The organism is Streptomyces sp. NPDC001381 (assembly GCF_042895685.1).
Lineage (GTDB): Bacteria > Actinomycetota > Actinomycetes > Streptomycetales > Streptomycetaceae > Streptomyces.
Window position 1 is genome coordinate 508,097 of sequence record NZ_JBIAWO010000005.1, and the last position, 24,116, is coordinate 532,212.

A 24,116-nucleotide genomic window follows, 5' to 3' on the forward strand; every position below is an offset into this window, starting at 1 on the left:
ACGCTCCTTGTGGGTGCGACGTTGTACAGGGTGGCACTGGTCCGTCCGGGGGACCGTGCGAGCGTACGCGCTGCCGGGATGGGGTCGCGTACGCCGCCGATCTTCCCACAGCGGACTGTCATCGGACCGTGACGATCTCCGCCGTAGGATGCGGGGGACAGGTGCGGCAGGCGGCTTGATCGGGAGCAGTAGACCATCGTGAGCAGCGAGAACTCTTCGGCGGACGACGTGCGGCAGGTGTGGGACGTCGTCGTGGTGGGCGCGGGACCCGCGGGGGCTTCGGCCGCCTACGCGGCGGCGGTCGCGGGACGGCGCGTGCTGCTGCTGGAGAAGGCGGAGCTGCCCCGCTACAAGACGTGCGGCGGCGGCATCATCGGTCCTTCACGGGACGCGCTGCCGCCCGGCTTCGAGCTGCCCCTGCGCGACCGCGTCCACGCGGTGACGTTCTCCAACAACGGGCGCTTCACCCGCACCCGCCGCTCCCGGCAGATGCTGTTCGGACTGATCAACCGGCCCGACTTCGACCAGCAGCTGGTCGAACACGCCCAGAAGGCGGGCGCCGAGCTGCGTACGGGCGTCACGGTCACACGGGTCGAGCAGCACGGCTCGGCGGTGCCCGACCGGCGTACCGTCGCGGTCGTCCTCCAGGGCGGCGAGACCGTCCTGGCGCGCGCGGTCGTGGGCGCGGACGGCAGCGCCAGCCGCATAGGAGCGCACGTCGGCGTGAAGCTCGACCAGGTGGACCTCGGCCTGGAGGCGGAGATCCCGGTTCCGGACACGGTCGCCGAGGACTGGAAGGGCCGCGTCCTCATCGACTGGGGCCCGATGCCCGGCAGCTACGGCTGGGTATTCCCCAAGGGGGACACGCTGACCGTCGGCGTGATCTCCGCGCGCGGCGAGGGCGCCGCCACCAAGCGCTACCTGGAGGACTTCATCGGGCGGCTCGGCCTCGCCGGCTTCGAGCCGAGCATCTCCTCCGGCCATCTGACCCGCTGCCGCGCCGACGACTCGCCGCTGTCGCGCGGCCGGGTGCTCGTGTGCGGGGACGCGGCGGGTCTGCTCGAGCCGTGGACCCGCGAGGGCATTTCCTTCGCCCTGCGTTCGGGCCGTCTGGCCGGCGAGTGGGCGGTCCGTATCGCCGAGGCGCACGACGCGGTGGACACCCGCCGCCAGGCCCTGAACTACGCGTTCGCGATCAAGGCGGGCCTCGGCGTGGAGATGGCGGTCGGCAAGCGGATGCTGGCGATCTTCGAGCGCCGTCCGGGTCTGTTCCACGCGGCCCTCACCGGCTTCCGCCCGGCCTGGCGGTCGTTCACCGACATCACCCGGGGCCGGACGTCCCTCGGCGAGCTCGTCCGCACCCATCCGATGGCCCAGCGCGTGCTGACCATGATGGACCGGCGGCAGGAGCCGGCGCCGGCGCCGGAGGCGGAGGACTCCTGAGCGGCGGCCGAGGGGGTCAGCCCTCGACCGTGATCCGGAACACCGGGTGGTCGGGGGCCGCCGCGACGATCTCCTCGTCCGTGGACTTGGCCGTGACCCCCTGGAAGTACTGGTTGACCTCCCAGCCCCACTTCTCCAGGTAGGTCCGCAGCACCGGGAGCTTCTCCTCCTCGGGAAGCTCCACCGCGGTGAACGTGCGGACCTTGCGTCCTACCCGCAGCTCCCCGCCGCCGGCCGCCCGCATGTTGCGCACCCACTGGGAGTGCCCCCGGGCCGAGACCAGGTACTGCGCGCCCTCGTAGGTGTGCGGGTTGACCGGGATGCGCTGCATCTGCCCGCTCTTGCGGCCCCGCACGGACATCTCCGCCGTGCCCGCGATGCTGAGCCCGTGCCGGGCCAGCCACCCGATGACGCTGTTGAGGCGGACGTTGAGCGGGCTGCCCTTGAGGTAGTAAGGCGACGACGACATCGGTGACCCCCAGTCATGGAGAGAGCGGTGCTCTCGCTTGAGTCGAGTGTGCACGACACCGCCGCCCCAAAGCAAGAGCACCGCTCTCTTAAATGTGCACCGCTCTCGAACGTGTGCACTGCTCCGCTTTCATGGGACACTGGCCCCCATGACCAGCACCGCCCGAGGGGCCCGTGCCCGCGCCCGGATCGAAGTCACCGCCGCCATCAAGGAAGAGGCGCGCAGACAGCTGGCCGCCGAGGGCGCGGCCAAGCTCTCCCTGCGGGCCGTCGCGCGCGAGCTGGGCATGGTGTCCTCGGCCCTCTACCGCTACTTCCCGAGCCGTGACGACCTGCTCACCGCCCTCATCATCGATGCCTACGACTCCCTCGGCGAGCGTGCGGAGGCGGCGCACGCCGCCGTCGCCGAGGCCGAGCCGGTCCGGCGCTGGGTGGCGGTGTGCGAGGCGGTACGCGGCTGGGCGCAGGCGCATCCGCACGAGTACGCGCTGATCTACGGCTCACCCGTCCCCGGATACAGCGCTCCCCGCACCACCGTGCCGGCCGCCTCCCGGGTCGGCCTGCTCCTCATCGGCATCGTGCGGGACGCGCACCGCCGGCACGGACTGGAGGTGCCGCTGCTCACGGACGAGCTGGTCCCCGAGGCCGTGCGCATGGCGGGCGATCTCGCCCCCGACCTCCCGCCGGGAGCGGTCACGGCCCTGGTCGCGGCCTGGGCGCAGCTGTACGGCCTCGTCGGCTTCGAGCTGTTTGGGCAGTTCAACCGGGTGGTGGAGGAGCGCGAGCCGTTCTTCCGGCACGCGGTGACCCGGCTCGCCCACGGGGTGGGTCTGCGGTAGCGCCCGCTGCGGAGTCCGTCCGCGGGGCTGTCCGGTCGGTTGGTCCGATGGTCCGCGTGCGGCCGGTCCGTCGGTCCGCCGCCCCGCCGTCCGGACGGGACCGGCCGCGCGGGCAGTACTTCACCGGGAGTACGGACGATCACCTCGCCCGGCGGACGTCCGGCGCGGCCGGTGGCGTCTAGCGTGGCAGCCATGGACGTGGAGCGGGTGCGCGAGGGCGGTGGCCCGTGGCGGGGGCGGGGGCACGGGCCGCCGTGGTCCCGCCGCCGGCCGGGCGGGGAACCGGACGGCGGCCGGTGGCCCTGGCGGTCCACACTGCTGCTGACCGTCCTCGTCCTCGCCGGTTCGGGTTTCGCCGCCCGCGGACAGCGGGGCGAGCGGGCCGGCCTCGACGCCTTCGCCCTCGTTCTGCTGCTCGTCTCCTGCGTGATCCTGCTCTGGCGGCAGCGGCATCCGGTGCCCGTCGTGTTCGGTACGGCGGTCACGGTCGCGCTGTACCTCGGTGCCGGCTATCCGTACGGCCCGGTCTTCCTGACGGTGGCCGTGGCCTGCTTCGCCGCCGTCGTCGCGGGGCACCGCCGGGCCGCCTGGACGGCGCTCGGCCTGCTGTGCGCCGTCCAGCTGCTGGTCGCGCACTGGCTGTACCGGTGGCTGCCCCCGTCCGGGGACCAGCCGGCGTCCTTCGGGCAGGAGATCGTGGTCACGGGCTGGGTCGTCGCCATCGTGGCGGTCGCGGAACTCGCCCGCGCCAGGCGCGAGCAGTGGGCCCGGGAGCGGGCCGAGCGGGCGCAGGCCGCCCGGCGGCGCGCCGACGAGGAACGACTGCGGATCGCCCGCGAACTGCACGACGTCCTCGCGCACAGCCTCTCCGTCATCAACGTGCAGGCGGGTGTCGGCCTCGCCCTCCTCGACACCGACCCGGAACAGGCGCGTACCGCGCTCACCACCATCAAGTCCGCCAGCAAGGAGGCGCTCGGCGAGGTGCGCCAGGTGCTCGACACGCTCCGCGCGCCGGGAGAAGCGCCCCGCGCCCCGGCGCCCGGCCTCGACCGGCTCCCCGAGCTGGTGGAACAGGCGGCGCGCGCCGGGCTGACGGTCCGGGTGGCGGGGGAACCACCGCGACTGCCTCCCGGTACGGACCTCGCCGCCTTCCGTATCGTCCAGGAGGCCCTCACCAACGTCGTCCGCCACTCGGGCTCGCGGGACGCACGCGTGCGGCTCGACCGGGCGGGCGGGACGCTACGGCTCCGTATCGACGACGACGGACCGGCGACCGGCGCCGACGCGGGAGGCGGCGGGAACGGTCTCGCCGGGATGCGGGAGCGGGCCGCGGCGCTGGGTGGCACGATCGAGGCGGGGCCGCGCCCCGACGGCGGCTTCAGCGTGCTCGCCGTGCTCCCGGTGCGGGCGAAGGCGACCGGCGAGGCGGGGGAGGACCGGTGATCCGCGTACTGCTGGCCGACGACCAGTCGCTGGTCCGCGCAGGGTTCCGGGCCCTGCTCGACGCGCAGACGGACATCGAGGTGGCCGGGGAGGCCGCCGACGGCGAGGAGGCGGTGCGCAGGGTCCGTGAACTGCGCCCGGACGTCGTCCTGATGGACATCCGCATGCCCCTCCTCGACGGGCTCGCGGCCACGCGCCGCATCACCGCGGACGAGGCGCTCGCGCGGGTGAGGGTGGTCATGCTCACGACCTTCGAACTCGACGAGTACGTCTTCGAGGCGATCCGCTCCGGTGCCTCCGGCTTTCTGGTCAAGGACACCGAGCCGGACGAACTCCTGCGTGCGGTGAGGGCCGTGGTGGCCGGGGACGCGCTGCTCTCGCCGGGTGTGACGCGCCGCCTCATCGCCGAGTTCGCGGCCCGTTCCAAGGAGCCGGCCGCGACGGACGAGTTGAGCCGGCTCACGGAACGCGAGCGGGAGGTGATGGCGCTGGTCGGCATCGGCCTGTCGAACGAGGAGATCGCCCGGCGCCTGGTCGTCAGCCCCCTCACCGCCAAGACCCACGTCAGCCGCGCCATGGTCAAAGTGGGCGCCCGCGACCGGGCCCAACTGGTCGTCCTGGCCTACGAATCGGGCTTGGTACGACCGGGCTGGCTGGGCTGAGCCGAGCGGGTGAAACGCACGAGCACGCTCACCACGCGGACCGCGAACAGCGCGGGCGCCACCGTCAGACCCGCCCGGATCAGCAACCACTCCAGCCTGTCCGGGAGTTGAAAGAGCAGCGCAGGTCCGGCCACCGTGCCGAACACGACCGCCGCCGCGAACGCCGCGCTGAGCAGCGCGTAGCCGATCTCGACGGTGATCGCGTCCCGCTCGTGCTGTGTGCGTCGTCCCCCGGAACCGCCCATCCGGCGATGGTCGCAGCCGTGCGCCCGGCGAGGCAACCAGCCCCGCCGGGCGCACGGTCGGGGTTCCCGCTAGTCGTGGACCGGTACGCGTTCCGCCTTTGCCTCCTCCGGGGTGGACCGGGCGACCACGACCGAGGTCCGGTCTCGTCGGGGGCGCAGGCCGGGCAGGGTGATGAGGAGGCCCGCGGCGGCGATCGCCGTCACGACCGCGAGACCGGGGCGGTAGCTGTCCAGGACGGCCTGGGGGGTGGGGTCGGCCGGGGCGCCCGCGGTGACCACCGCCGTGACGACGGCCAGGAAGATCGCGCCGCCCACCTGCACCGAGGTGTTGAGCAGGCCGGACACCATGCCCTGCTCGTGGTCGGCCACTCCGTTGGTGGCCTGGATGTTGAGCGAGGGGAACACCAGCGCGCAGGCCGCGCCGATCAGCAGCATCGACGGCAGGATCACGGCCGCGTACACCGGGTCGAGGTCGACGCGCAGGAACAGGGCGTACCCGGCGACCATGAGGGCGAAGCCGGCCGCGATCAGCCGGGGCGTGCCGAACCGGTCCACGACGGAGCCGACCTTGGTGGAGGAGATCGCCACCAGCGCGCCCGCCGGCAGGAAGGCGAGGGCCGTGTGCAGGGCCGACCAGCCGAGCAGCGACTGCATGTAGAGCGTGGCCAGGAACTGGAAGCCGACGTACGACCCGAAGAAGGCCATCGCGCCGAGCTGGGCGCGGATCTGGCTGCCGGAGCGCAGCACCCCGAGCCGGATCAGCGGACCCGCCGAGCGCCGCTCGACCAGGACGAAGACGGTCAGCAGGACGGCGACGGCGAGGAAGGACAGCAGGGTGCGGGCGGAGGCCCAGCCCGCCTGCGGCGCCTGGACGACCGTGAAGACCAGCAGCAGCATCGACACGGTACCGAGGACGGCGCCGGGGACGTCGTAGCCGTTGTGCTCGCGTTCGCGCTCGCTGCGCGGCAGCAGCCTCAGGCCCGCGACCAGGGCGACGAGGGCGATCGGCGCGGGCAGCAGCATGGTCAGCCGCCAACTGGCCTCCGTGAGCAGGCCGGAGAGGACCAGACCCATGGAGAAGCCGGTGGCGGCGCAGGTGGTGTAGATCGACAGGGCGCGGTTGCGCAGCGGGCCCTCCGGGAACGTCGTCGTGATGATCGACAGTCCGGCCGGGGCGGTGAAGGCCGCGCTGAGGCCCTTGATGAAACGGCTGGCGATCAGCAGCGGGCCCGAGTCGACGAGTCCGCCGAGCAGCGAGGCGAGCGCGAAGACACCGAGGGCGACCAGGAAGACCTGGCGGCGGCCGAGCAGGTCGGCGGTGCGGCCGCCGAGGAGCAGCAGCCCGCCGTAGCCGAGGATGTAGCCGCTGACGATCCACTGCAGCGTCGAGGTGGACAGCTCCAGGTCGGAGCCGATGGACGGCAGGGCCACGCCGACCATCGACACGTCCAGCGCGTCCAGGAACATCGCGGCGCACAGCACCAGCAGGGTGCCCCACAACCGGGAGGTCCAGCGCCCCTCGGGCACGCCGGACACGGGTGAGATGAGCGGAGAGGTCATGGCGACGACACTACATGCGTATGCATCCAATGCAAATGCATTTAATTCCGATGCAACAATGCCTGTTCTCTGCTACGGTGCGGGCCATGGCGGCGAAGAAGGGTGAGGCCGGAAGAACCGAGCAGGCGCTGGCCGAGCGCTGGCGGGGCATACTCGCCCTGCACGCCCGCACCCAGTGCGAACTCGACCGCGCGCTGCACCGGCACGGGCTGTGCGGCAGCGACTTCGAAGTGCTCGACGTGCTCGCCGGGCCCTCCTCGGCGGACGGCTCGTGCAGCTACCGCGTCCAGGAGATCGCCGAGCGGGTCCACCTCAGCCAGAGCGCGCTCTCCCGGCTGGTCGCCCGGCTGGAGAAGGACGGTCTCGTGGAGCGCGGGATGTGCGCCGAGGACCGCCGGGGCGTCCGGGTCGCGCTCACCGGCAAGGGGCGCGCGCTGCACGGCGACGTCCTGCCGCTGCAGCGCGCGGTCCTGACCCGGATGCTGGCCGAGCCGGACGCCGGCGTCACGTGATGGCGGACTTCTCCCGCCACAGCTCCGCGAGTGCCGCGTCCCCGGTGACGGCGGGGAACGGCAGCCGGTTCCACAACGCCAGATAGAGCGGCGCCGCAGGTCCCGCGATCTCGCAGTCGGCCTTCCCGTCGGCGGTCCGCTCCGTCGCGGGCGGCTCGGGGGACAGGCGTACGGTCCACACGGCGTCCTCCGTCAGATCCGTCGCCCGCACCCGCAGGACCCGGGGCTCCTCGATGCGCACCCGGCTCCTGGGCCGGGCGTGGAAGCCGCTCAGCAACTCGTCGATGCCGTCGGCGGCGAAGGCCGCGGGCAGGCTCTCGGCGCTCTCCCGCGGTGTGCGGCCCAGCGCCGACTCCGCGTCCACGCGGTGCACCGCCGTCTCGTGCGCCTGACGCCTGGCCCAGAACGCCAGCGGCGACGGAGCGGGCAGGAAGTGCCAGCACTCGGTGTCCGGCGGTGCGGTGGTGAGGGTGTCGACCAGCCCGCGGTGCCCCTCGCGGAACCACTCCAGCAGCTCGGCGCCGTCGAGGTCGGGCAGGCCGGCGCCGGGGTGGGGCTCGCTGCGGCCCTCGGCCACGAACGACCTCGCCCAGCGGTGCACCATGCCCGTGTGCCGCAGCAGGTCCCTGACCTGCCAGTCCGGGCAGGTCGGCACCTTGGCCTCGGGGCCCGCCCCGGCTGCCGCGTCGGCGAGCGACCGGCCTTCCCGGTCGAGGATGTGAACGAACTCGGCAGTGTCCATGCGGGTGAGTCTGCCGGATGGAGCGCGGTCCAACGGCTGCATTTGTCGCTCGGCGCCCCGCTCGCCGCCCGACGCCGGGCTGTCCCTCGCTCGTTCAGGCCGTCCGCCGCGCACCGAAGCCGATCAGCGCGGCCAGCCCCGCCAGGACGGCCACGCTGGTCAGGGCGGCGGGCAGCGAGAACCACTCGGCCATGAAGCCGATGGCGGGCGGCCCGAGGAGCATGCCGCCGTAGCCGAGGGTGGAGGCGACGGCGACCCCGCCGGGGCCCGCCAGAGCGCCCGCGCGTTCGACCGCCACCGGGAAGAGGTTGGCCAGGCCCAGCCCCGTGACCAGGTAGCCCAACAGCGCCGCCCACAGCGCCGGGGCCAGCGAGCCGAGCAGCATCCCGGCCGCCGCGACGGCACCGCCGGCCACCAACGTCCGGGTGCGGCCGAGCCGTTCGAGGAGGGTGGTGCCGGTCAGCCGGCCGACGGTCATGGCGAGCGCGAACCCCGCGTAGCCGAGCGCGGCGGCTCCGGCCGAGGTGCCCAGGTCCTGTCGCAGGTGCAGCGCGCCCCAGTCGGCGAGGGCGCCTTCGCCGTAGGCCGTGCACAGCGCGATGAGACCGAAGACGAGGACGGGACGGCGGGAGCGCGGATCGGGCCGGCGGGAGCGGGGGCCGGGACGGCGGGTGACCGTTTCCGGGGACGGCGCCGGCGATTCCGCCGGGGCGGGCGGCGCCTGACGCAGCAGCGCCGGTCCCGCGACGGCGGTGACGAGCAGGCCGACGATTCCGAGGCCGAGCAGATGGCGGGTGGGAGACAGGGATCCGGCGACGAGCGCGCCGAGTCCGGCGCCGATCATGCCGCCCAGGCTGAACGCGGCGTGGAAGGTGGGCATGACCGGCCTGCGCAGTGCCGCGACCAGATCGACGGCGGCGCTGTTGAAGGCCACGTTGATCCCGCCGTACGCGCTGCCGAACACGAAGAGGACGGCGCCGAGGGCGAGGGCGGAGTGCGTGAGCGGGGGCAGGGTGACGCCGAGGGAGAGCAGGACGGCGCAGAACACCGTGATCCGGTGGCTGCCGTGGCGGCGGCAGAGGCGCCCGGTGAGGATCATCGTGACGACCGCTCCCGCGGAGACGCCGAGGAGGGCGAGACCGAGGGTGCCGGCCGAGGCGCCGGTCTGCTCCTTGATGGCGGGGATGCGCACGACCCAGCCGGCGAACACGAAGCCGTCCAGGGCGAAGAAGGCGGTGAGGGCGATCCGGAGGCGGGTGAGGGACGGGCCCGGCACGGCGTTGTGCGTTCGGGCTTTGTTTATTTGCGGCACAAACTCAGGCTAGGGGGGTGGCCGGGGGAGGACAAGGACGCCCGTCGCCCGCGACCCGTCGAGGACGTCCGGCGCCGGCCTCGGTGAGAGCGGCGGCTCCGGTGTACGCCCCCCCGCCCGCCCGGTGTTTGTAAAGTGGCCTCACCAGTCCAGGAGACTCCAGAACCTGCGAGGTACACCCGAACCATGCCGACCGAAACGTTTGAGTTCCAGGTAGAGGCCCGTCAGCTCCTCCAGTTGATGATCCACTCGGTCTACTCGAACAAGGACGTCTTCCTGCGCGAGCTCGTGTCCAACGCCTCCGACGCGCTGGACAAGCTGCGCCTCGCCAAGCTGCGGGACGACACGCTCGACGCCGACGTCTCCGACCTGCACATCGAGATCGACACCGACCCCGAGGCCCGTACGCTCACCGTGCGGGACAACGGGATCGGGATGTCGTACGACGAGGTCGGACAGCTGATCGGCACGATCGCCAACTCGGGTACGGCGCAGTTCGCCCAGGAACTGCGCGAGGCCCAGGACGCGGGCAGCGCCGAGGGGCTCATCGGGCAGTTCGGCGTCGGCTTCTACTCCGGCTTCATGGTGGCGGACGAGATGACCCTGCTGACCCGGCGCGCCGGGGAGAGCCAGGGCACCCGCTGGTCCTCGCGCGGTGAGGGCACGTACACGCTGGAGAGGGTCGACGGCGCGCCGCAGGGCACCTCGGTGACCCTGCATCTGAAGCCGGCGGACGACGAGGACAAGCTGCACGACTACACCTCCGACTGGACGATCAGGGACATCGTCAAGCGGTACTCGGACTTCATCACCTGGCCGATCAGGACGGTCCCCAAGAAGGGCGAAGGCGACAGCGCCGCCGAGCCCGAGACGCTCAACTCGATGAAGGCCCTGTGGGCGCGCTCGCGCGAGGAGGTGTCCGACGACGAGTACCACGAGCTGTACAAGCACATCAGCCACGACTGGCGGGAACCGCTGGAGACCGTCCGGCTCCAGGCGGAGGGCACCTTCGAGTACCAGGCCCTGCTGTTCCTGCCCTCGCACGCCCCGCACGACCTCTACACCCAGGGCTACCGGCGCGGTGTGCAGCTGTACGTGAAGCGCGTCTTCATCATGGACGACTGCGAGGCGCTCCTGCCGCCGTACCTGCGCTTCGTCAAGGGCGTGGTCGACGCGGCGGACCTCTCCCTGAACGTCTCCCGCGAGATCCTCCAGCAGGACCGCCACATCAGGATGATGCAGCGCCGGCTGACCAAGAAGGTCCTGTCCACGGTCAAGGACATGAGGGAGACCGCCCCGGAGCGGTACGCCACGTTCTGGCGGGAGTTCGGCTCCGTCCTGAAGGAGGGGCTGCTCACCGACGCAGACAACCGCGACACCCTCCTCGCCGCCGCGTCCTTCGCGACCACCCACGCCGACGACGAGCCGACCACGCTCAAGGCCTACGTGGAGCGGATGAAGGACGGCCAGGAGGACATCTACTACCTCACCGGCGAGTCCCGCGAGAGCATCGAGAACTCCCCGCACATGGAGGCGTTCCGCGCCAAGGGCATCGAGGTCCTGCTGCTCACCGACCCCGTCGACGAGGTGTGGGTCGACGTGGTGGGCGAGTTCGAGGGCAAGCGGCTGCGGTCCGTGGCCAAGGGTGAGGTCGACCTCGGCACCGAGGGCGACGAGAAGAGCGACGGCGAGAAGGAGAAGCAGGGCGAGGAGTACGCCGGTCTGCTCGCCTGGATGCGGGAGCAACTGGCCGACGACGTCAAGGAGGTGCGCCTGTCCTCGCGTCTCACCGTCTCCCCGGCCTGCATCGTCTCCGACACCGGCGACCTCACCCCCGCCCTGGAGAACATGTACCGCGCGATGGGGCAGGAGGTGCCCAAGGCGCAGCGGATCCTCGAACTCAACCCCGGCCACCAGCTCGTGAAGGGCCTGAACCAGGCCTACAAGGACCGTGAGGACCGCACCGAGCTCACCGGGACCGCCGAGCTGCTGCACGGCCTCGCGGTACTCGCCGAGGGCGGCCGGCCGAAGGACCCCGGGCGGTTCGTGAAGCTGGTGGCGGACCGCCTCGAGCGCGCGCTGTAGCCGTCGTCGCGGGATTCCGGGCAGGGAGCGCCCCCTGCCCGGAATCTTCACGTCCCGAGCACCAAAAGTTCTAGTTGGTTGACTCAATCAACTGGGCCTACCATGCTGCGCAGTCGTGCAGGCTCGCATCCCCCCACGGAGGCCCGACCATGTCCCGAGCGCACCCGACGCCCCCAGGAACGGGGGAGGTTGACGGGCGACGGGCCAACCTCGTCGTCGCGGTGCTGGCCTTCGGCGGGATCGTCGTCCCGCTCACGCAGACGCTGGTGATCCCGATCGTCCCGGAACTGCCCGAACTGCTGGACGCGTCGGCCTCGGACGCGGCCTGGGCGGTCACCGCCACTTTGTTCGCCGCCGCCGTCGCCGCCCCGGTCATGGGACGGCTCGGCGACATGTACGGCAAGCGGCGCATGCTGCTGGTCGGCCTGGTGGCGCTGGTCGCGGGATCCGTCACCGCCGCCCTCAGCGACACGCTCGCCCCGATGCTCGTCGGCCGGGCCCTGCAGGGTCTCGCCTTCGGTGTCGTCCCGCTCGGCATCGGCATCATGCGCGACGAACTGCCCACCGGACGGCTCGGTTCGGCGACCGCGCTGATGAGTGCCTCCCTCGGCGCAGGCGGCGCCCTCGGTCTGCCCGCCGCCGCGCTCGTCGTGGACCACTTCGACTGGCATGCGCTGTTCTGGACGTCCGCAGCGCTGGGTGTCCTCGCCACCGTGCTCGTCCCCCTGACCGTGCCGGAGTCGGCAGTGCGCGGGGGCGGCCGCTTCGACGTCGTGGGCGCCCTCGGTCTGGCCGCCGGGCTGGTCTGTCTGCTGCTGGGCATGTCCAAGGGCGGCGACTGGGGCTGGCGGAGCACCACCACGCTCGGTCTGTTCGCCGCCGCGATCGTGGTCCTCCTCCTGTGGGGCCTGTTCGAACTGCGCGTCGGGGAACCCCTGGTGGACCTGCGGACCAGCGCGCACCGCCAGGTGCTGGTGACGAACCTCGCCTCGACGGCGTTGGGGTTCTCCGTGTTCGTGATGTCCCTGGTCCTTCCCCAGCTCCTGCAGTTGCCTGAGGCGACGGGCTATGGCCTCGGCAGGTCGCTGCCGTCCACCGGACTGCTCCTGGCCCCCACGGGCCTGGTCATGATGGCCACGGCGCCGGTGTCCGCGCTGCTGTCCAGGGCGCGGGGCCCGAAGCTGACCCTGATGCTCGGCGCGGTGACCATGGCCGCCGGGTACGGGCTCGGCATCGTGCTGATGGACGCCGTGTGGGAGCTGGTGCTGGTCTCGTGCGTCATCGGCGCGGGCACCGGCTTCGCCTACGGTGCCATGCCCGCGCTCGTCATGGGCGCGGTGGACTCTGCGGAGACGGCCGCCGCGAACAGCCTCAACACCCTGATGCGGTCCATCGGCACGTCGACCGCGACTGCCGTGGCCGGGGTGATCCTGGCGCGGACGACCACCCCCTTCGGCGCTGCCGTCCTGTCGTCCGAGAACGGGTTCAAGGTGGTCATGGCGGTCGGCTCCGGGGCGGCCGTTCTGGCGCTGCTGGTCGCGGCGTTCATCCCGCGGCAGGAGACGACCGATGGCGCCGGCCTGGCGGAGGGGGCGGAGGGGGCGGGGGAGGCTGCGAGGGAAGCCGCGAGAGAGGCCGCGCTGTCGGCGGGAGCGGACGCGCGGGCCGTGGCCGGAGGCGACGAGTGGGCCGCGGTCGGAGCGGAGGCGCGCGCCCCGGTCGGAGTGGGTGAGCGGGCTGCGGTCGGAGGCGACGAGTGGACCGGGGGCGGAGCGGAGGCGCGCGCCCTGGTCGGAGTGGGTGAGCGCGCTGCGGTCGGAGTGGACGAGCGGGCTGCGGTCGGAACGGGTATGGGGACGGTGGCGGTGGGTTCGGGTGCATCGGCGGTGGCAGTGGGGCCGGACGAGCGGGTGGTGGTCGGTGCTGTCCAGCGGAGGGCCGGACAGGAGGGGCGGGCCGCGGGCGCCGGACGGGGCGAGCGGGCGTCCGGGGCCGGGTCGGACGGGTGGGGTGCCTCCGGACCGGGGGAGCGGGGCCTGGTGGGAATGGGCCAGCGGGCCGGGGCCTGGGCGGATGGGCGACGTGTGGGGGCGGGAGCGGAGCAGCGGGGCGTGACCGGATCGGAGGAGCGGGGTGTGGTCGGAGCGGACGAGCGGGCCGGGATCTCGGCGGATGGGCGAGGTGTGGGTGCGGGACCGGGAGCGGAGGAACAGGGCGTGACCGGGTGGGGTCCGGCCGGGCCGGGCGGGCTGGGCGCGCGGGGTGTGGGAGCCGGAGCGGATGCGCCGGCCGCGGGGGCCGGAGCGGACCGTCTGGCCGCAGGGGCCGGAGTGGACGAGCGAGCCGTTGGTGCCGCCGTCGCCGTCCCGCTGGCTCGGGCGGTCGCCGAACTGGTCGCGGCGGTGCCCGGGCTCGCCGACGGTGAGCCGGGCGGCGGCGGGCGGCCGGTGCGCGGGCAGGTGCGGGGTGCGCAGAGCGCGCCGGTGGCCGGGGCCGCGGTGACGCTGATCTCGCTGGGCGGGCGGCAGTTGGGGCGCGCGGTCACCGGCCCCGACGGCTCCTACGCCGTCGAGGCACCCGGCGAGGGCACGTACGTGCTGATCATCGCCGCCGACGGCCATCAGCCGCAGGCGACGACCGTCGTGGTGGGGGCGACGCCGGTGACGTACGACGTGCTGCTCGTCGGTGGCAGCGGGCTCGCCGGAGTGGTGCGCTCCGCCGGTGGCGGGGCGCCGGTCGCCGCGGCGGTGGTCGTCGTCACGGACGTGCGCGGGGACGTCCTGGCCAGTGTGCGGACCTGCGCCAGGGGCGAGTTCGCGGTGACGGACCTGGCGCCGGGACCGGTGACCGTCGTGGTCGGTTCGCCCGGACACCGGCCGGTGGCGCTGCCCGTGGAGATCGGTGCCACCGGCGTCACCCGGATCGCCGTCGAGCTGCGGCCCGGCGCCCGCGTCCGGGGCAGGGTGCGCGGCGCGGGCGCTCCCCTGGGCGACGCGCGGGTGACCCTGGTGGACACCGCCGGGAACGTCGTCGCCTCCACGACCACCGGGGCCGACGGGGCGTACGCCTTCGCCGACCTGGACGGCGGCCAGTACACGGTCATCGCGACCGGCTACCCGCCCCGGGCGACCGGGATCAGCCTCGCCGGCGGCGACGTCGACGACCACGACATCGAACTCACCCACGCCGGCGGCTAGTTCACGCACCGCCCTTCGAGCGGACCGGCATCCGCCCCACTCGGGTGCCGGTCCTTCTTCCCGGAATCCGACGCCGGTGTCCCTGAGAACCCCCCGGCCCCGCGCGGCCTGCACGGCGGCAGCAGCGCCAGACACCGCCCGCCCGACGACCGCCGTCACCCCGCCCACCGGCAGCCGAACGGCGCCGTGGACGCGCCGGGAGGCGAAGCCGGCCGTCACGACGAGAAGTGCTCCGGCGCGGCCGGCCCGGCCGGGGCGGCACCGCGCACACCCGCGGGCTCACCTCCACCCCGCTGTCCGCCCAGGCCGCCCGCGCCGCGGCGATCCACGGCTCCCCGCGCGCGCCACGCCCCGCGGCCGCCTGACGCGCCGGTCACGCGCGGGCCCGCGTTCCGGCCCCGCCCGGTGACCGCCCGGCCTTCCCGGGATCAGACGACGACGACCCGCAGCCCCGCCTCCTCGTACCGCCGGACCGTCCCCGTGTCGGCCGCCGCGTCCGTGACCAGGGTGTCCACCGCGTCCGTCGCGCAGATCCGGGCGAACGCCCGCCGCCCCAGCTTGCTGGAGTCGGCGGCCACCACGACCCGCTCGGCGCGCTCGCACAGCATCCGGTTGACCGCCGCCTCGGCCTCGTCGTGCGCGGCGGCGCCGTCCGTCACATCGAAGGCCACCACCCCGAGCACCGCCACATCGAGCGTGATCTGCCCCAGCACCCCGTCCGCCAGCGGCCCGACCAGCTCGTACGACTGCGCCCGCGCCACCCCGCCCGTCACCACGATCTTGAACTGGGGTCGTACGGCGAGCTCGGTGGCGATGTTCAGGGCATTGGTGACCACGGTCAGCGCCGGTGCGCCGGACGTCAGATCGCCGCGCACGGCCAGCGCCCGCGCCACCTCCGTCGTCGTCGTGCCCCCGGTCAGTCCGACCACCTCGCCCGGCGCGACCAGATCCGCGACCGCCTGCGCGATCCGCTGCTTCTCGGAGGCGCGCCGGGCCGTCTTGTAGCGCAACGGCAGCTCGTACGACACCCCGTGCACCACCGCGCCACCCCGCGTGCGCACCAGCATCTGCTGCTCGGCCAGCCGGTCGAAGTCACGCCGGATCGTCGCGGCCGACACCGCCAGCTCCGCCGCCGCCTCCTCCACGTCCAGCCGGCCGCGCTCGGCCAGCAGCTCCAGCAGCGCCATCCAGCGGGCGTCGCGTGACATCGGCGTTCTCCGTTCGCATGCTTGAAGTTGTTCGAAAGCAGCCTCTATCTTGCAGGAACAATCACCGTCGGGGAGAGGTGGGGCATGACCCACGTCGAGGACGAGCTGACCGGCCAGCCCGAGTGCTGGACCCGGGCCGCGAGCGAAGCCGCCCGGTACCAGCGGGAGTTGCCGGCCCCGGGGGAGAGGGTCGCGATCGTCGGCTGCGGCACCTCCTTCTTCATGGCCCAGGCGACGGCCGCCCTGCGCGAGGGCGCGGGACAGGGCGAGACGGACGCCTTCCCCGCCTCCGAGTTCCCCCGCCACCGCCCCTACGACCGGGTCCTCGCCCTCACCCGCTCCGGCACCACCACCGAGGTGCTCGACCTGCTTGCGCGCCTCAGGGGACGCACCCGCACCACCGCCGTCACCGCCGACCCGCACACCCCGGTCAGGGGAGCCGCCGACGAGGTCGTCGTCCTCGACCACGCCGACGAACTCTCCGTCGTGCAGACCAGGTTCGCGACCACCGCGCTCACCCTGCTGCGCGCCCACCTCGGTCTGCACACCGACGCCGTCGTCGCCGACGCCCGCACCGCGCTCACCGAACCACTGCCAGAAGGCCTGGTGGAATGCGGCCAGTTCACCTTCCTCGGCCGAGGCTGGACGGTGGGGCTGGCGAACGAGGCGGCCCTGAAGCTGCGCGAGGCCGCACTGTCCTGGACCGAGGCGTACCCCGCCATGGAGTACCGGCACGGCCCCCTCAGCGTCAGCACCACCGGCACCGCCACCTGGATGATCGGTGAGGCACCCGACGGCCTGGCCCAACAGGTGCGCGGAACCGGGGCGTTGTGGGTGCACGGCACCCTCGACCCGCTCGCCGAACTGATCCGCGCCCAGCGCCTGGCCGTGGCCGTGGCCGCGGCCCGGGGGCTCGACCCGGACCGGCCCCGCCACCTCACCCGCTCCGTGATCCTCTGACCGGACGACCAGGAGCCGCCGTGCCCCTCACCACCACCCGCGCGCTGGTCACCCGTGCCCGCGCGGCCCGCACCGCCGTCGCCGCCTTCAACATCATCACGCTGGAACACGTCGAGGCCGTCCTCACCGGCGCCGAGACCGCCGGCGCGCCCGTCGTCCTCCAGGTCAGCGAGAACGCCGTCAGGTTCCGCCGCGGCCGGCTGCTCCCGCTCGCCCGCGCCGCCGTCACCGCCGCCGAACGGGCCGCCGTACCCGTGGCGTTGCACCTCGACCACGTCCAGAGCGATCCCCTGCTCCGCCAGGCCGCCGACGCCGGCTTCAGCTCGGTGATGTACGACGCCTCCCGGCTGCCGTACACCGAGAACCTCGCCGCGACCCGCGCGGCCGTCGACTGGGCCCACTCCCAAGGCCTGTGGATCGAGGGTGAGCTGGGGGAGATCGGCGGCAAGGGAGCACATGCGCCCGGTGCCCGCACCGACCCCGCGGAGGCCTCCGCCTTCGTCGCCGGCTCCGGTGTGGACGCGCTGGCCGTCGCCATCGGCAGCGTCCACGCGATGACCACGCGCACCGCCGCCCTCGACCACCGTCTGCTCGCCCGCCTCGCCGCGGCCGTCGACGTGCCTCTCGTCCTGCACGGCTCGTCCGGGGTCCCCGACGACCAGCTGACCGCCGCCGTCACCGGCGGCATCGCCAAGGTCAACGTCGGCACCGCCCTCAACCTGGCCATGACCGAGGCGGTCAGGGGGTTCCTGGACGCGCATCCCACGGTGGTCGACCCACGCCGCTATCTGAGCGCGGGACGGGAGGCGATGGCGGGCACGGTGGAGCGGACCCTCCGCCTGCTCACCCCCTCCTGACCGCCCTCAGGACCACGAACTTCGGGTCCCCGGCGACCAGTTCGCAGTGACCGAACAGTCGCTTCAGCTTCACGTGGTAACCCAGATGCCGGTTGCCCACCACCCACAGCTCGCCGCCCGGCCGCAGCACGCGCCGCGCTCCGCTGAACATCCGCCACGCCGTCGCGTCCGTCGTCGCCTGGTGGGAGTGGAACGGCGGGTTGTTCAGCACCACGTCCACGCTGGCGTCCGGTACGCCGGTCAGCCCGTCGCCGACCCGGAACTCGGCGTGTCCCGGCACCCCGTTCGCCTTGTACGTCGCCTCCGCCGAGGCCACCGCCTGGAACGACTCGTCCGTGAACAGCACCTCCGCCTCCGGGTTGGCCAACGCCACCGCCGTACCGACGATGCCGTTGCCGCAGCCCAGGTCGACGACCCTGCGCGTGCCGGACGTCTCCGGCAGGTGCTTCAGGAAGAACCGGGTGCCGATGTCCAGCCGGTCGGCGCAGAACACCCCCGCGTGGTTGACGACCGGACGGCCGGAGAGCGCGCCGACGTCGCCCGGAAGGTCGTAGGAGTACGGCCACGGGTTGGCGGGGCGGTGGAGCGCCGGGTCCGGGGTGCAGAAGACCAGCCGTGCCTTCTGCCGGGCCAGCGAGGTACGGGTCGGGCCGAGGATTCCCTCGAACAGCTTCAGCGTGGAGGTGTGGATCTCCTTCACCATTCCGGTGCCGATCACGACCGTGCCCGGGTGCACGGCGGGCGCCAGCCGCAGCAACTGGTCCTCCAGGAGCGCGAGGCTCTTCGGCACCCTGACCAGGAGCACGTCGACCCGTTCGGGCACCGGGTCCTGGGTGGTGAGCAGCCGGACGGAGCCGGTCTCGACACCGGCCCGCGCGAGGTTCGCCCGGGTCGCCTCCTGCCCCAGCCAGGAGTCGGTGATCTGCACCGGGCGGTGCGCCGCGAGCGCCGTGACCAGCGCGCCCCAGCGGTCGCCCAGCACCACGACCGTGCCGGACAGGGGAACGTCCTGCTCGGCGAGGTGGCGGAGCAGGTACACGTCGGAGGCGTCCCAGGCACGCAGCCTGTCGCGCGGATCCTCGGGGAAGCGGGCCAGGGCGACCTCGCCCCACGGCGTCGTCATACGGTCGTTCATGGTGCCCCCAGGCTAGCCGAGCCGCAGATCAGGCCGGGTGCCGGTCCCGAGGGGAGGATGGGGTCAGGGACGGCGAGCCCCGCGCGTGCGGCGGTCCGTCACGGCCGGCGCAGACCAGGGCGCCGCGCACCCCGCCGGGAGCGGGGCCGAAGGAGCCGGGTCCGGCCGGGCGGCCGGAGACGACCCCGCGGGTCGGCGGCCTGCCCGGCGCCACCCGACGAACGGATCATGGGAGACTCCCCCTCATGAGCGGCAAGGCGGACCCCCGGCCGGCGGGGGAAGGGACCACCTCGAGGGCGCGGTTGGACCGGGGGCGCGGCGCGCTCGGGCCCGCGTTGGAGCTCGTGCACACCGGGCGGGCGCCCACCCGCGCGGTGCTCACCGCGGAACTGGGCGTCACCCGCGCCACGGCCGGCGCGGTCGCCGCGGAGCTGGAGGCGCTGGGGCTGATCCGGGTGGACGCGCGGCCCGGTGCCGCCGCCGGTGCGCAGGGGCGGCCCTCGCACCGGCTCGAAGTCGCGGAGGAGGGCCCGGTCGCCCTGGCCGCACAGGTGCACGCCGACGGGTTCCGGGCCGCGCTGGTCGGCCTCGGCGGGCGGATCGTCGCCACCACGCCCAGCTGCGAGACGGTGGACGCCGATCCGGCGAAGGTGCTCGGCGCCGCCGTGGACGCCGGCGCGGAACTGCTGCGGCGGACCGGCCGCCGGTGCGTGGGCGCCGGGCTCGCCGTACCGTCCGCCGTCGCCGAACCCGAGGGCCTGGCACTGAACCCCCTGCACCTCGCCTGGCCGGTGGGGGCGCCCGTACGGGAGGTCTTCGCCGAGCGGGTCCGCGCCGCCGGGATCGCCGGCCCCGCCCTCGCGGGCAACGACGTCAACCTCGCCGCCCTCGCCGAACACCGGCACGGTGCCGGACGCGGCGCCCGGGACCTGCTGTGCGTGGCCACCGGACACCGCGGCGTCGGCGGCGCGCTGGTCCTCGACGGCCGTCTGCACACGGGCAGTTCGGGACTCGCCCTCGAGGTCGGCCACCTCACCGTCAACCCCGAGGGCCGCCCCTGCTACTGCGGCAGCCGCGGCTGTCTGGACGTCGAGGCCGACCCGCTGGCACTGCTGACGACCGCCGGCCGCGAGCCGGGCCCCGAGGGTTCCCTGCTCCACCAGGCCAACGAGCTGATCCGTGAGGAGTACGGCGACCCGGTCGTCCGCACGGCCGCCGAGACCCTGATCGACCGGCTCGGCCTGGGCCTGGCCGGCCTGGTGAACATCCTCAACCCCGACCGCATCATCCTCGGCGGCCTGCACCGCACTCTTCTCGACGCCGACCCCGACCGGCTGCGCGCCGTCGTCGCGGACCGCAGTCTGTGGGGCCGCAGCGGCGGCGTCCCCATCCTCGCCTGCACCCTCGACCACAACAGCCTGGTCGGAGCGGCCGAACTGGCCTGGCAGCCGGTGCTCGACGATCCCCTGGGAGCGCTCGGCGCCGCCTGATCCGAAATCCCGGCGGTCCACGAGCAGATCGCCGCTCCGGAACCGGACTCCTGTCGGAGGGCGCCCTGTTGCGGGGCCTCCGACGCGCACCTCACGCCCGAGGCCGCCGGCCCCGGCGGCCGCGATCCGGCGGCCCCTTCCGCCTCCGCCCCGGCCCCGGCGTCTCCGGGCCGCTGCCCGGGTGTGCCCGCAGGGCCGCCGCGCGCCCGCCCGACCCCGGGCCGCCACCGCGGCCCTCCGGGACATCTCCGCGGCACGACCACCTCTCACCACGAGGCGCAACGGGGTGACGCGGCAAGGGCCTCACGGCCGCACGTTCGGCTTACCTCCCCTGGACGCGAGCGTCGTCGGGTTCCAGGCCCCGGCGAGGGCGTTCCCGGCCGGCTGTCCTGGACCGCGCGGCAGGACGGCACACCCGAGGAGCGGCTCGACGTGGTGCACGCCTGGCTGGTGGAGGACCTGCCCGGCCGCCGGGTGGGCATCTGGCCCAGGAGGCCCGGACCGGCCTGCCCGCCGCGGCCCCGGCGAACGCGCGCCCCGCCCCGATGCCCAACGGCCACCAGGCACGGCTGGTCGGTCTCGTCGGCTGGACCTCGCAGTAGGTTGATGTCATGACCGACAAGATCACTGTGAGTGTCCTCGGCACCGGCATCATGGGCGCCGCGATGGCCCGCAACCTCGCCCGCGCCGGACTCGGCGTCCGCGCCTGGAACCGCACCCGCGCCAAGGCCGAGCCGCTGACCGCCGACGGCGTCACCGTCACCGACACCCCCGCCGAGGCCGTCGAGGGCGCCGACGTCGTCCTGACCATGCTGTACGACGGTCCCGCCGCCCTGGACGTCCTGCGCGAGGCCGCACCCGCCCTGCGCTCCGGCGTCGCCTGGGTGCAGTCGACGACCGCCGGCATCGAGGCGATCGGGGACCTGGCCGCCTTCGCCCGCGAGCACGGGCTCGTGTTCTTCGACGCGCCGGTGCTGGGCACCCGCCAGCCCGCCGAGGCCGGGCAGTTGACGGTCCTGGCCGCCGGTCCGGCCGAGCACCGGCACATGGTCGCGCCCGTCTTCGACGCGGTCGGCGCACGTACCGTGTGGACCGGGGAGGACGGCGGCGCGGGCAGCGCGACCCGTCTGAAGCTGGTGGCCAACAGCTGGGTCATCGCCGCGACCGCCGCGACCGGCGAGGTGCTCGCGCTCGCCCGCTCCCTGGACGTCGACCCGGAGGCGTTCTTCGGGCTCATCGAAGGCGGCCCGCTCGACATGGGCTATCTGCGCGCCAAGGCCCGGCTGGTCCTCGACGACCGGCTCTCCCCGCCCCAGTTCGCGGTGGCGACGGCGGCCAAGGACGCACGGCTCATCGTCGAGGCGGGCCGCAGCAACGGCGTCCGCCTGGACGTGGCGGCCGCGAGCGCGGACCGTCTGGAGCGGGCGGCCGCGCAGGGGCACGGCGACGAGGACATGGTCGCCGCCTATTTCGCCAGCTTCGACGAGAAGCCCTCTGCCTGAACCACGGGGAGACCCCGTCTGTCCGAGCCCCTGCTCCGGCCCAAGGCCCGTCGACCTGCTCGACCGCCCCGCCCCCTGCGTGAGGGCGACCCCGCGCTCCGAGGGTGCCCCGTCTCCACCCCGTCCGGTGCGCCCCCCCGTCAGCGCCCGGATCGAGGTCGAGTGCCGGCACGGCTGGGGCTCGGTGAAGGACAGCGGCCCGGCGTCCGGCTGAGGACGCGCGCCCGCGCAGCGGCCCGTGCCGTCACACCCCGACGGCTCGGCGCGGCCGGGTCACCAGTTCGCCCCCGCAGTTGGGGCAGACCGCCGCCAGGGCTTCACCGCACGGCACGCAGAAGGTGCACTCGTAGGAGCAGATCAGGGCAGGCGCGTCGTACGGCAGGACGGCCGTCGTACAGCGCTCGCATCGGTCGCGCATCTCCAGGGCCATGGTCGCACCACTCCTCACCAGCGGTTCCGTCCGTCGGCACGTATCCTTCCCGGCCGTCCGGCCGCCCGACAGGGCGCGCACGGGACAAGGATCGACACGATCGGGCCACCGCCCCTGCCCGGCCCTCAGCGCCACTCCGCACCGAAGACGCGCGCCGGGTTCTCCGTCAGGATCCGGGTCACCGGCTCCTCGCCCACGGCGAGCGCCAGCCGCTGCCGGAGCCGGCCCAGCAGATACGGCATCCCTGGGCCGCCGCCGACCCCCCGGGCGGCCGGGGTCGTGGTGTCGCCGCCCAGCAGCAGCCGGTCGCCGAACCCGGCCTCCACCAGGTCCCGTACGGCGTCCGGCATCCGCCAGTCGGTGGCGTGGTGGACGCGGGACGGCCCGTCGAAGGCCAGATAGGCACCCTGCCGCGCCACCTGACGGTGCATCACGCCGTCGGGGGAGCGGTTGAGGTGACCGATGATCACCCGGTGCGGCGGTACGCCCAGTTCCCCGCACAGCAGGTCGAGCACGTCGAGCGCGGCGGTGCCCAGCTCCAGGTGGACGGCGACGGGCGCACCGGTCGCATGGTGCGCCTCGGCCGCCGCGGTCATCGTCCAGCGGGTGTGCGCCCCGATGCCGTGGAAGTCACCCGCGACCTTGACGAACCCGGCCCGCACCCCCGATGTGCCGATGCCCCGGGTCAGTTCGGCCACGAACACCTCGGCGAGCCGGCCGCGCAGTCCGTCGAGCGTCGCCTCGTCGTAGTGCGCGCCCTGGTGCAGCCCCGTCGCGGCCACCACGTGGACCCCGGTCTCCTCCGACAGCCGGGGCAGATCGGCGGCGCGCCGCCCGAGCCCGTACGGCGTCCACTGCGCCACGGCGGTCCCGCCCAGCCCGCGGAACGCCGCCAGTTCGGCCCGCGCGTCGTGCAGGCCGCGCAGCTCCTGGCCGGCCAGCAGGGGAGTGCTGAGGAAGAGATGGTCGTGCGCGTCGCACACACCGAGCAGCTCGGGGGGTACGTCCCCGAGCACCGTCCGTACGGCCCTCACCACTGACGGCCCCGCGGCAGGGCGGCCCGCCCCGGCGCCGACAGGTGCAGCACCTGGAACAGGTCCCCGTCGGCCTTCGGCGTGTCGTGCTCCCACAGCGAGAAGTGCACGGTCTCCCAGCGACTGGTGTCCACGGCAGCCGCCGCGAGCACCGCCCCGTCCTCCCGCGCCAGCCGCCCGGCCTCCGCCACCGCTTCCCCGGCGGCCTCGCCGAGCACCGCCCCGTCCGGCACCGGCCGCCGCAGCCGTACGGCGAACCGGGCGGCGGAACCGGAGGCGACACCCTCCTCGTACGCCAGACCGGTCCACTGCCGTGCCACCGGCCGCCCGAAGTCCTCGCTCAGCCCCTGGAAGCCGCCGCCCCAGAGGAAGGCGTTCATGCCCTCCACGGTGTTCCAGAGGTAGAACGGCGCGTACTGGTTGACCGGCGAGCCGTGCGTCCCGCGCTCCCGCAGCAGATACGCCTTCAGGCCCAGGCCCGGCCAGTCGTCGAGGAGGTGACCGACGCGGGACACGCGCGCGTGGACGATGCCCGTGTCGTAGTCGGCGGGCAGGGTGAGCTCGTACTGCATGGCGTGCACCGGGCCTCCTCAGGCGGTGGGGTGGTCGTACGGGTCGACGAGCGCGTCCCAGCAGGTGGTCGTGCCGTCCTCCGCGGCCTCGACCACCGCGAGATGGGTCATGAAGGTGCGCGGTCCGGCGCCGTGCCAGTGCCGCTCGCCCGGTTCGATCCACACGGTGTCACCCGCGCGGACCGGTTCCACCGCGCCGCCCTCGCGCTGCACCAGCCCCTCGCCCTCCAGGACGTGCAGCACCTGGCCGTGCGGATGCCGGTGCCAGGCGGTGCGCGCGCCCGGCGCGAAATGGACGTTGAACATCCGCAGCCGGGACGGGGCGGCGGGAGCGGCGATCTCGTCGAGCCAGACCGTGCCGGTGAAGTTCTCCGGCGGGCCCTGCAGGGTGTCGGGACGCTGTCGGGTGATGTGCACGGG

Annotated in this window: 22 protein-coding genes; 11 read left to right on the forward strand and 11 right to left on the reverse strand. The window is 73.9% G+C overall.

Going from position 1 to position 24,116, the window contains the following annotated elements:
• Nucleotides 1-198: 198 nt before the first annotated feature.
• Nucleotides 199-1,443: a geranylgeranyl reductase family protein gene (locus ACFY2L_RS24970; protein WP_390657583.1), complete on the forward strand. Its 1,245-nt coding sequence runs from the start codon at nt 199-201 to the stop codon at nt 1,441-1,443.
• Nucleotides 1,444-1,459: 16 nt separating this feature from the next.
• Here ACFY2L_RS24970 and ACFY2L_RS24975 read toward each other — a convergent pair whose 3' ends face one another.
• Nucleotides 1,460-1,912, reverse strand: a complete 453-nt coding sequence (locus ACFY2L_RS24975) for a nitroreductase family deazaflavin-dependent oxidoreductase (protein WP_390823420.1) — start codon at nt 1,910-1,912, stop codon at nt 1,460-1,462.
• Nucleotides 1,913-2,060: 148 nt separating this feature from the next.
• Here ACFY2L_RS24975 and ACFY2L_RS24980 point away from each other — a divergent pair, with 148 nt between their 5' ends.
• The 3 genes from ACFY2L_RS24980 to ACFY2L_RS24990 all read left to right on the forward strand — a co-directional run bounded on the left by ACFY2L_RS24980 (nt 2,061) and on the right by ACFY2L_RS24990 (nt 4,855).
• Nucleotides 2,061-2,750 carry a TetR/AcrR family transcriptional regulator gene (locus ACFY2L_RS24980; protein ID WP_390657586.1) on the forward strand — a complete coding sequence of 230 codons (690 nt, stop codon included), beginning with the start codon at nt 2,061-2,063 and terminating at the stop codon, nt 2,748-2,750.
• 192 nt (nt 2,751-2,942) lie between these two features.
• Nucleotides 2,943-4,193: a sensor histidine kinase gene (locus ACFY2L_RS24985; protein ID WP_390823421.1), complete on the forward strand. Its 1,251-nt coding sequence runs from the start codon at nt 2,943-2,945 to the stop codon at nt 4,191-4,193.
• Nucleotides 4,190-4,855: a response regulator gene (locus ACFY2L_RS24990; protein ID WP_390657588.1), complete on the forward strand. Its 666-nt coding sequence runs from the start codon at nt 4,190-4,192 to the stop codon at nt 4,853-4,855. The genes ACFY2L_RS24985 and ACFY2L_RS24990 overlap by 4 nt, the downstream gene beginning before the upstream one ends.
• Here the strand turns inward: ACFY2L_RS24990 and ACFY2L_RS24995 are convergent.
• Together ACFY2L_RS24995 and ACFY2L_RS25000 are read right to left on the reverse strand one after the other, a co-directional pair.
• Nucleotides 4,816-5,100 (reverse strand): DUF6332 family protein, encoded by a 285-nt coding sequence (locus ACFY2L_RS24995; RefSeq protein ID WP_390657589.1) that lies wholly within the window; start codon nt 5,098-5,100, stop codon nt 4,816-4,818. The genes ACFY2L_RS24990 and ACFY2L_RS24995 overlap by 40 nt on opposite strands.
• 69 nt (nt 5,101-5,169) lie before the next feature.
• Nucleotides 5,170-6,660, reverse strand: a complete 1,491-nt coding sequence (locus ACFY2L_RS25000) for an MFS transporter (RefSeq protein WP_390823422.1) — start codon at nt 6,658-6,660, stop codon at nt 5,170-5,172.
• A gap of 86 nt (nt 6,661-6,746) precedes the next feature.
• Here ACFY2L_RS25000 and ACFY2L_RS25005 point away from each other — a divergent pair, with 86 nt between their 5' ends.
• Nucleotides 6,747-7,172, forward strand: a complete 426-nt coding sequence (locus tag ACFY2L_RS25005; RefSeq protein WP_390657591.1) for a MarR family winged helix-turn-helix transcriptional regulator — start codon at nt 6,747-6,749, stop codon at nt 7,170-7,172.
• On the opposite strand, the gene ACFY2L_RS25010 is transcribed toward ACFY2L_RS25005, so the two are convergent.
• Entirely contained in the window at nt 7,165-7,914 is a 750-nt protein-coding gene (locus ACFY2L_RS25010; RefSeq protein WP_390823423.1) for a maleylpyruvate isomerase family mycothiol-dependent enzyme, read from the reverse strand. The genes ACFY2L_RS25005 and ACFY2L_RS25010 overlap by 8 nt on opposite strands.
• A 94-nt stretch (nt 7,915-8,008) precedes the next feature.
• Nucleotides 8,009-9,190, reverse strand: a complete 1,182-nt coding sequence (locus tag ACFY2L_RS25015; RefSeq protein ID WP_390823424.1) for an MFS transporter — start codon at nt 9,188-9,190, stop codon at nt 8,009-8,011.
• A gap of 222 nt (nt 9,191-9,412) precedes the next feature.
• On the opposite strand from ACFY2L_RS25015, the gene htpG reads away from it, so the two are divergent.
• Nucleotides 9,413-11,311: a molecular chaperone HtpG gene (gene htpG / locus ACFY2L_RS25020; protein WP_390823425.1), complete on the forward strand. Its 1,899-nt coding sequence runs from the start codon at nt 9,413-9,415 to the stop codon at nt 11,309-11,311.
• Between the two features lie 149 nt (nt 11,312-11,460).
• The gene (locus tag ACFY2L_RS25025; protein WP_390823426.1) at nt 11,461-14,508 is read left to right on the forward strand and encodes an MFS transporter; all 3,048 of its coding nucleotides are present in this window, start codon (nt 11,461-11,463) and stop codon (nt 14,506-14,508) included.
• A 428-nt stretch (nt 14,509-14,936) separates the two neighbouring features.
• On the opposite strand, the gene ACFY2L_RS25030 is transcribed toward ACFY2L_RS25025, so the two are convergent.
• Nucleotides 14,937-15,716, reverse strand: coding sequence for a DeoR/GlpR family DNA-binding transcription regulator (locus tag ACFY2L_RS25030; RefSeq protein WP_390657596.1), 780 nt, complete (start codon nt 15,714-15,716; stop codon nt 14,937-14,939).
• Between the two features lie 84 nt (nt 15,717-15,800).
• Here ACFY2L_RS25030 and ACFY2L_RS25035 point away from each other — a divergent pair, with 84 nt between their 5' ends.
• Complete coding sequence (locus tag ACFY2L_RS25035; RefSeq protein ID WP_390657597.1) at nt 15,801-16,676, forward strand: SIS domain-containing protein; 876 nt, start codon at nt 15,801-15,803, stop codon at nt 16,674-16,676.
• A 20-nt stretch (nt 16,677-16,696) separates the two neighbouring features.
• The gene (locus ACFY2L_RS25040) at nt 16,697-17,533 is read left to right on the forward strand and encodes a ketose-bisphosphate aldolase (RefSeq protein WP_390657598.1); all 837 of its coding nucleotides are present in this window, start codon (nt 16,697-16,699) and stop codon (nt 17,531-17,533) included.
• Here ACFY2L_RS25040 and ACFY2L_RS25045 read toward each other — a convergent pair.
• Nucleotides 17,520-18,656 carry a methyltransferase gene (locus tag ACFY2L_RS25045; RefSeq protein WP_390823505.1) on the reverse strand — a complete coding sequence of 379 codons (1,137 nt, stop codon included), beginning with the start codon at nt 18,654-18,656 and terminating at the stop codon, nt 17,520-17,522. The genes ACFY2L_RS25040 and ACFY2L_RS25045 overlap by 14 nt on opposite strands.
• A gap of 257 nt (nt 18,657-18,913) precedes the next feature.
• Between ACFY2L_RS25045 and ACFY2L_RS25050 the strand changes: the two genes are divergently transcribed.
• Nucleotides 18,914-20,158: an ROK family protein gene (locus ACFY2L_RS25050; protein ID WP_390657599.1), complete on the forward strand. Its 1,245-nt coding sequence runs from the start codon at nt 18,914-18,916 to the stop codon at nt 20,156-20,158.
• A gap of 611 nt (nt 20,159-20,769) precedes the next feature.
• Nucleotides 20,770-21,660: an NAD(P)-dependent oxidoreductase gene (locus ACFY2L_RS25055; RefSeq protein ID WP_390657600.1), complete on the forward strand. Its 891-nt coding sequence runs from the start codon at nt 20,770-20,772 to the stop codon at nt 21,658-21,660.
• A gap of 244 nt (nt 21,661-21,904) precedes the next feature.
• Here the strand turns inward: ACFY2L_RS25055 and ACFY2L_RS25060 are convergent, their stop codons facing one another.
• The 4 genes from ACFY2L_RS25060 to ACFY2L_RS25075 form a co-directional block, all read right to left on the reverse strand.
• Nucleotides 21,905-22,090: a DUF1272 domain-containing protein gene (locus tag ACFY2L_RS25060; protein ID WP_390657601.1), complete on the reverse strand. Its 186-nt coding sequence runs from the start codon at nt 22,088-22,090 to the stop codon at nt 21,905-21,907.
• A 125-nt stretch (nt 22,091-22,215) separates the two neighbouring features.
• On the reverse strand, nt 22,216-23,124 hold the full coding sequence (locus ACFY2L_RS25065; protein WP_390657602.1) for a phosphotriesterase: 909 nt from the start codon (nt 23,122-23,124) through the stop codon (nt 22,216-22,218).
• The gene (locus ACFY2L_RS25070; protein ID WP_390657603.1) at nt 23,121-23,705 is read right to left on the reverse strand and encodes a DUF4865 family protein; all 585 of its coding nucleotides are present in this window, start codon (nt 23,703-23,705) and stop codon (nt 23,121-23,123) included. The genes ACFY2L_RS25065 and ACFY2L_RS25070 overlap by 4 nt, the downstream gene beginning before the upstream one ends.
• Before the next feature lie 9 nt (nt 23,706-23,714).
• Complete coding sequence (locus ACFY2L_RS25075) at nt 23,715-24,113, reverse strand: cupin domain-containing protein (protein ID WP_390657604.1); 399 nt, start codon at nt 24,111-24,113, stop codon at nt 23,715-23,717.
• Between the last annotated feature and the right edge of the window lie 3 nt (nt 24,114-24,116).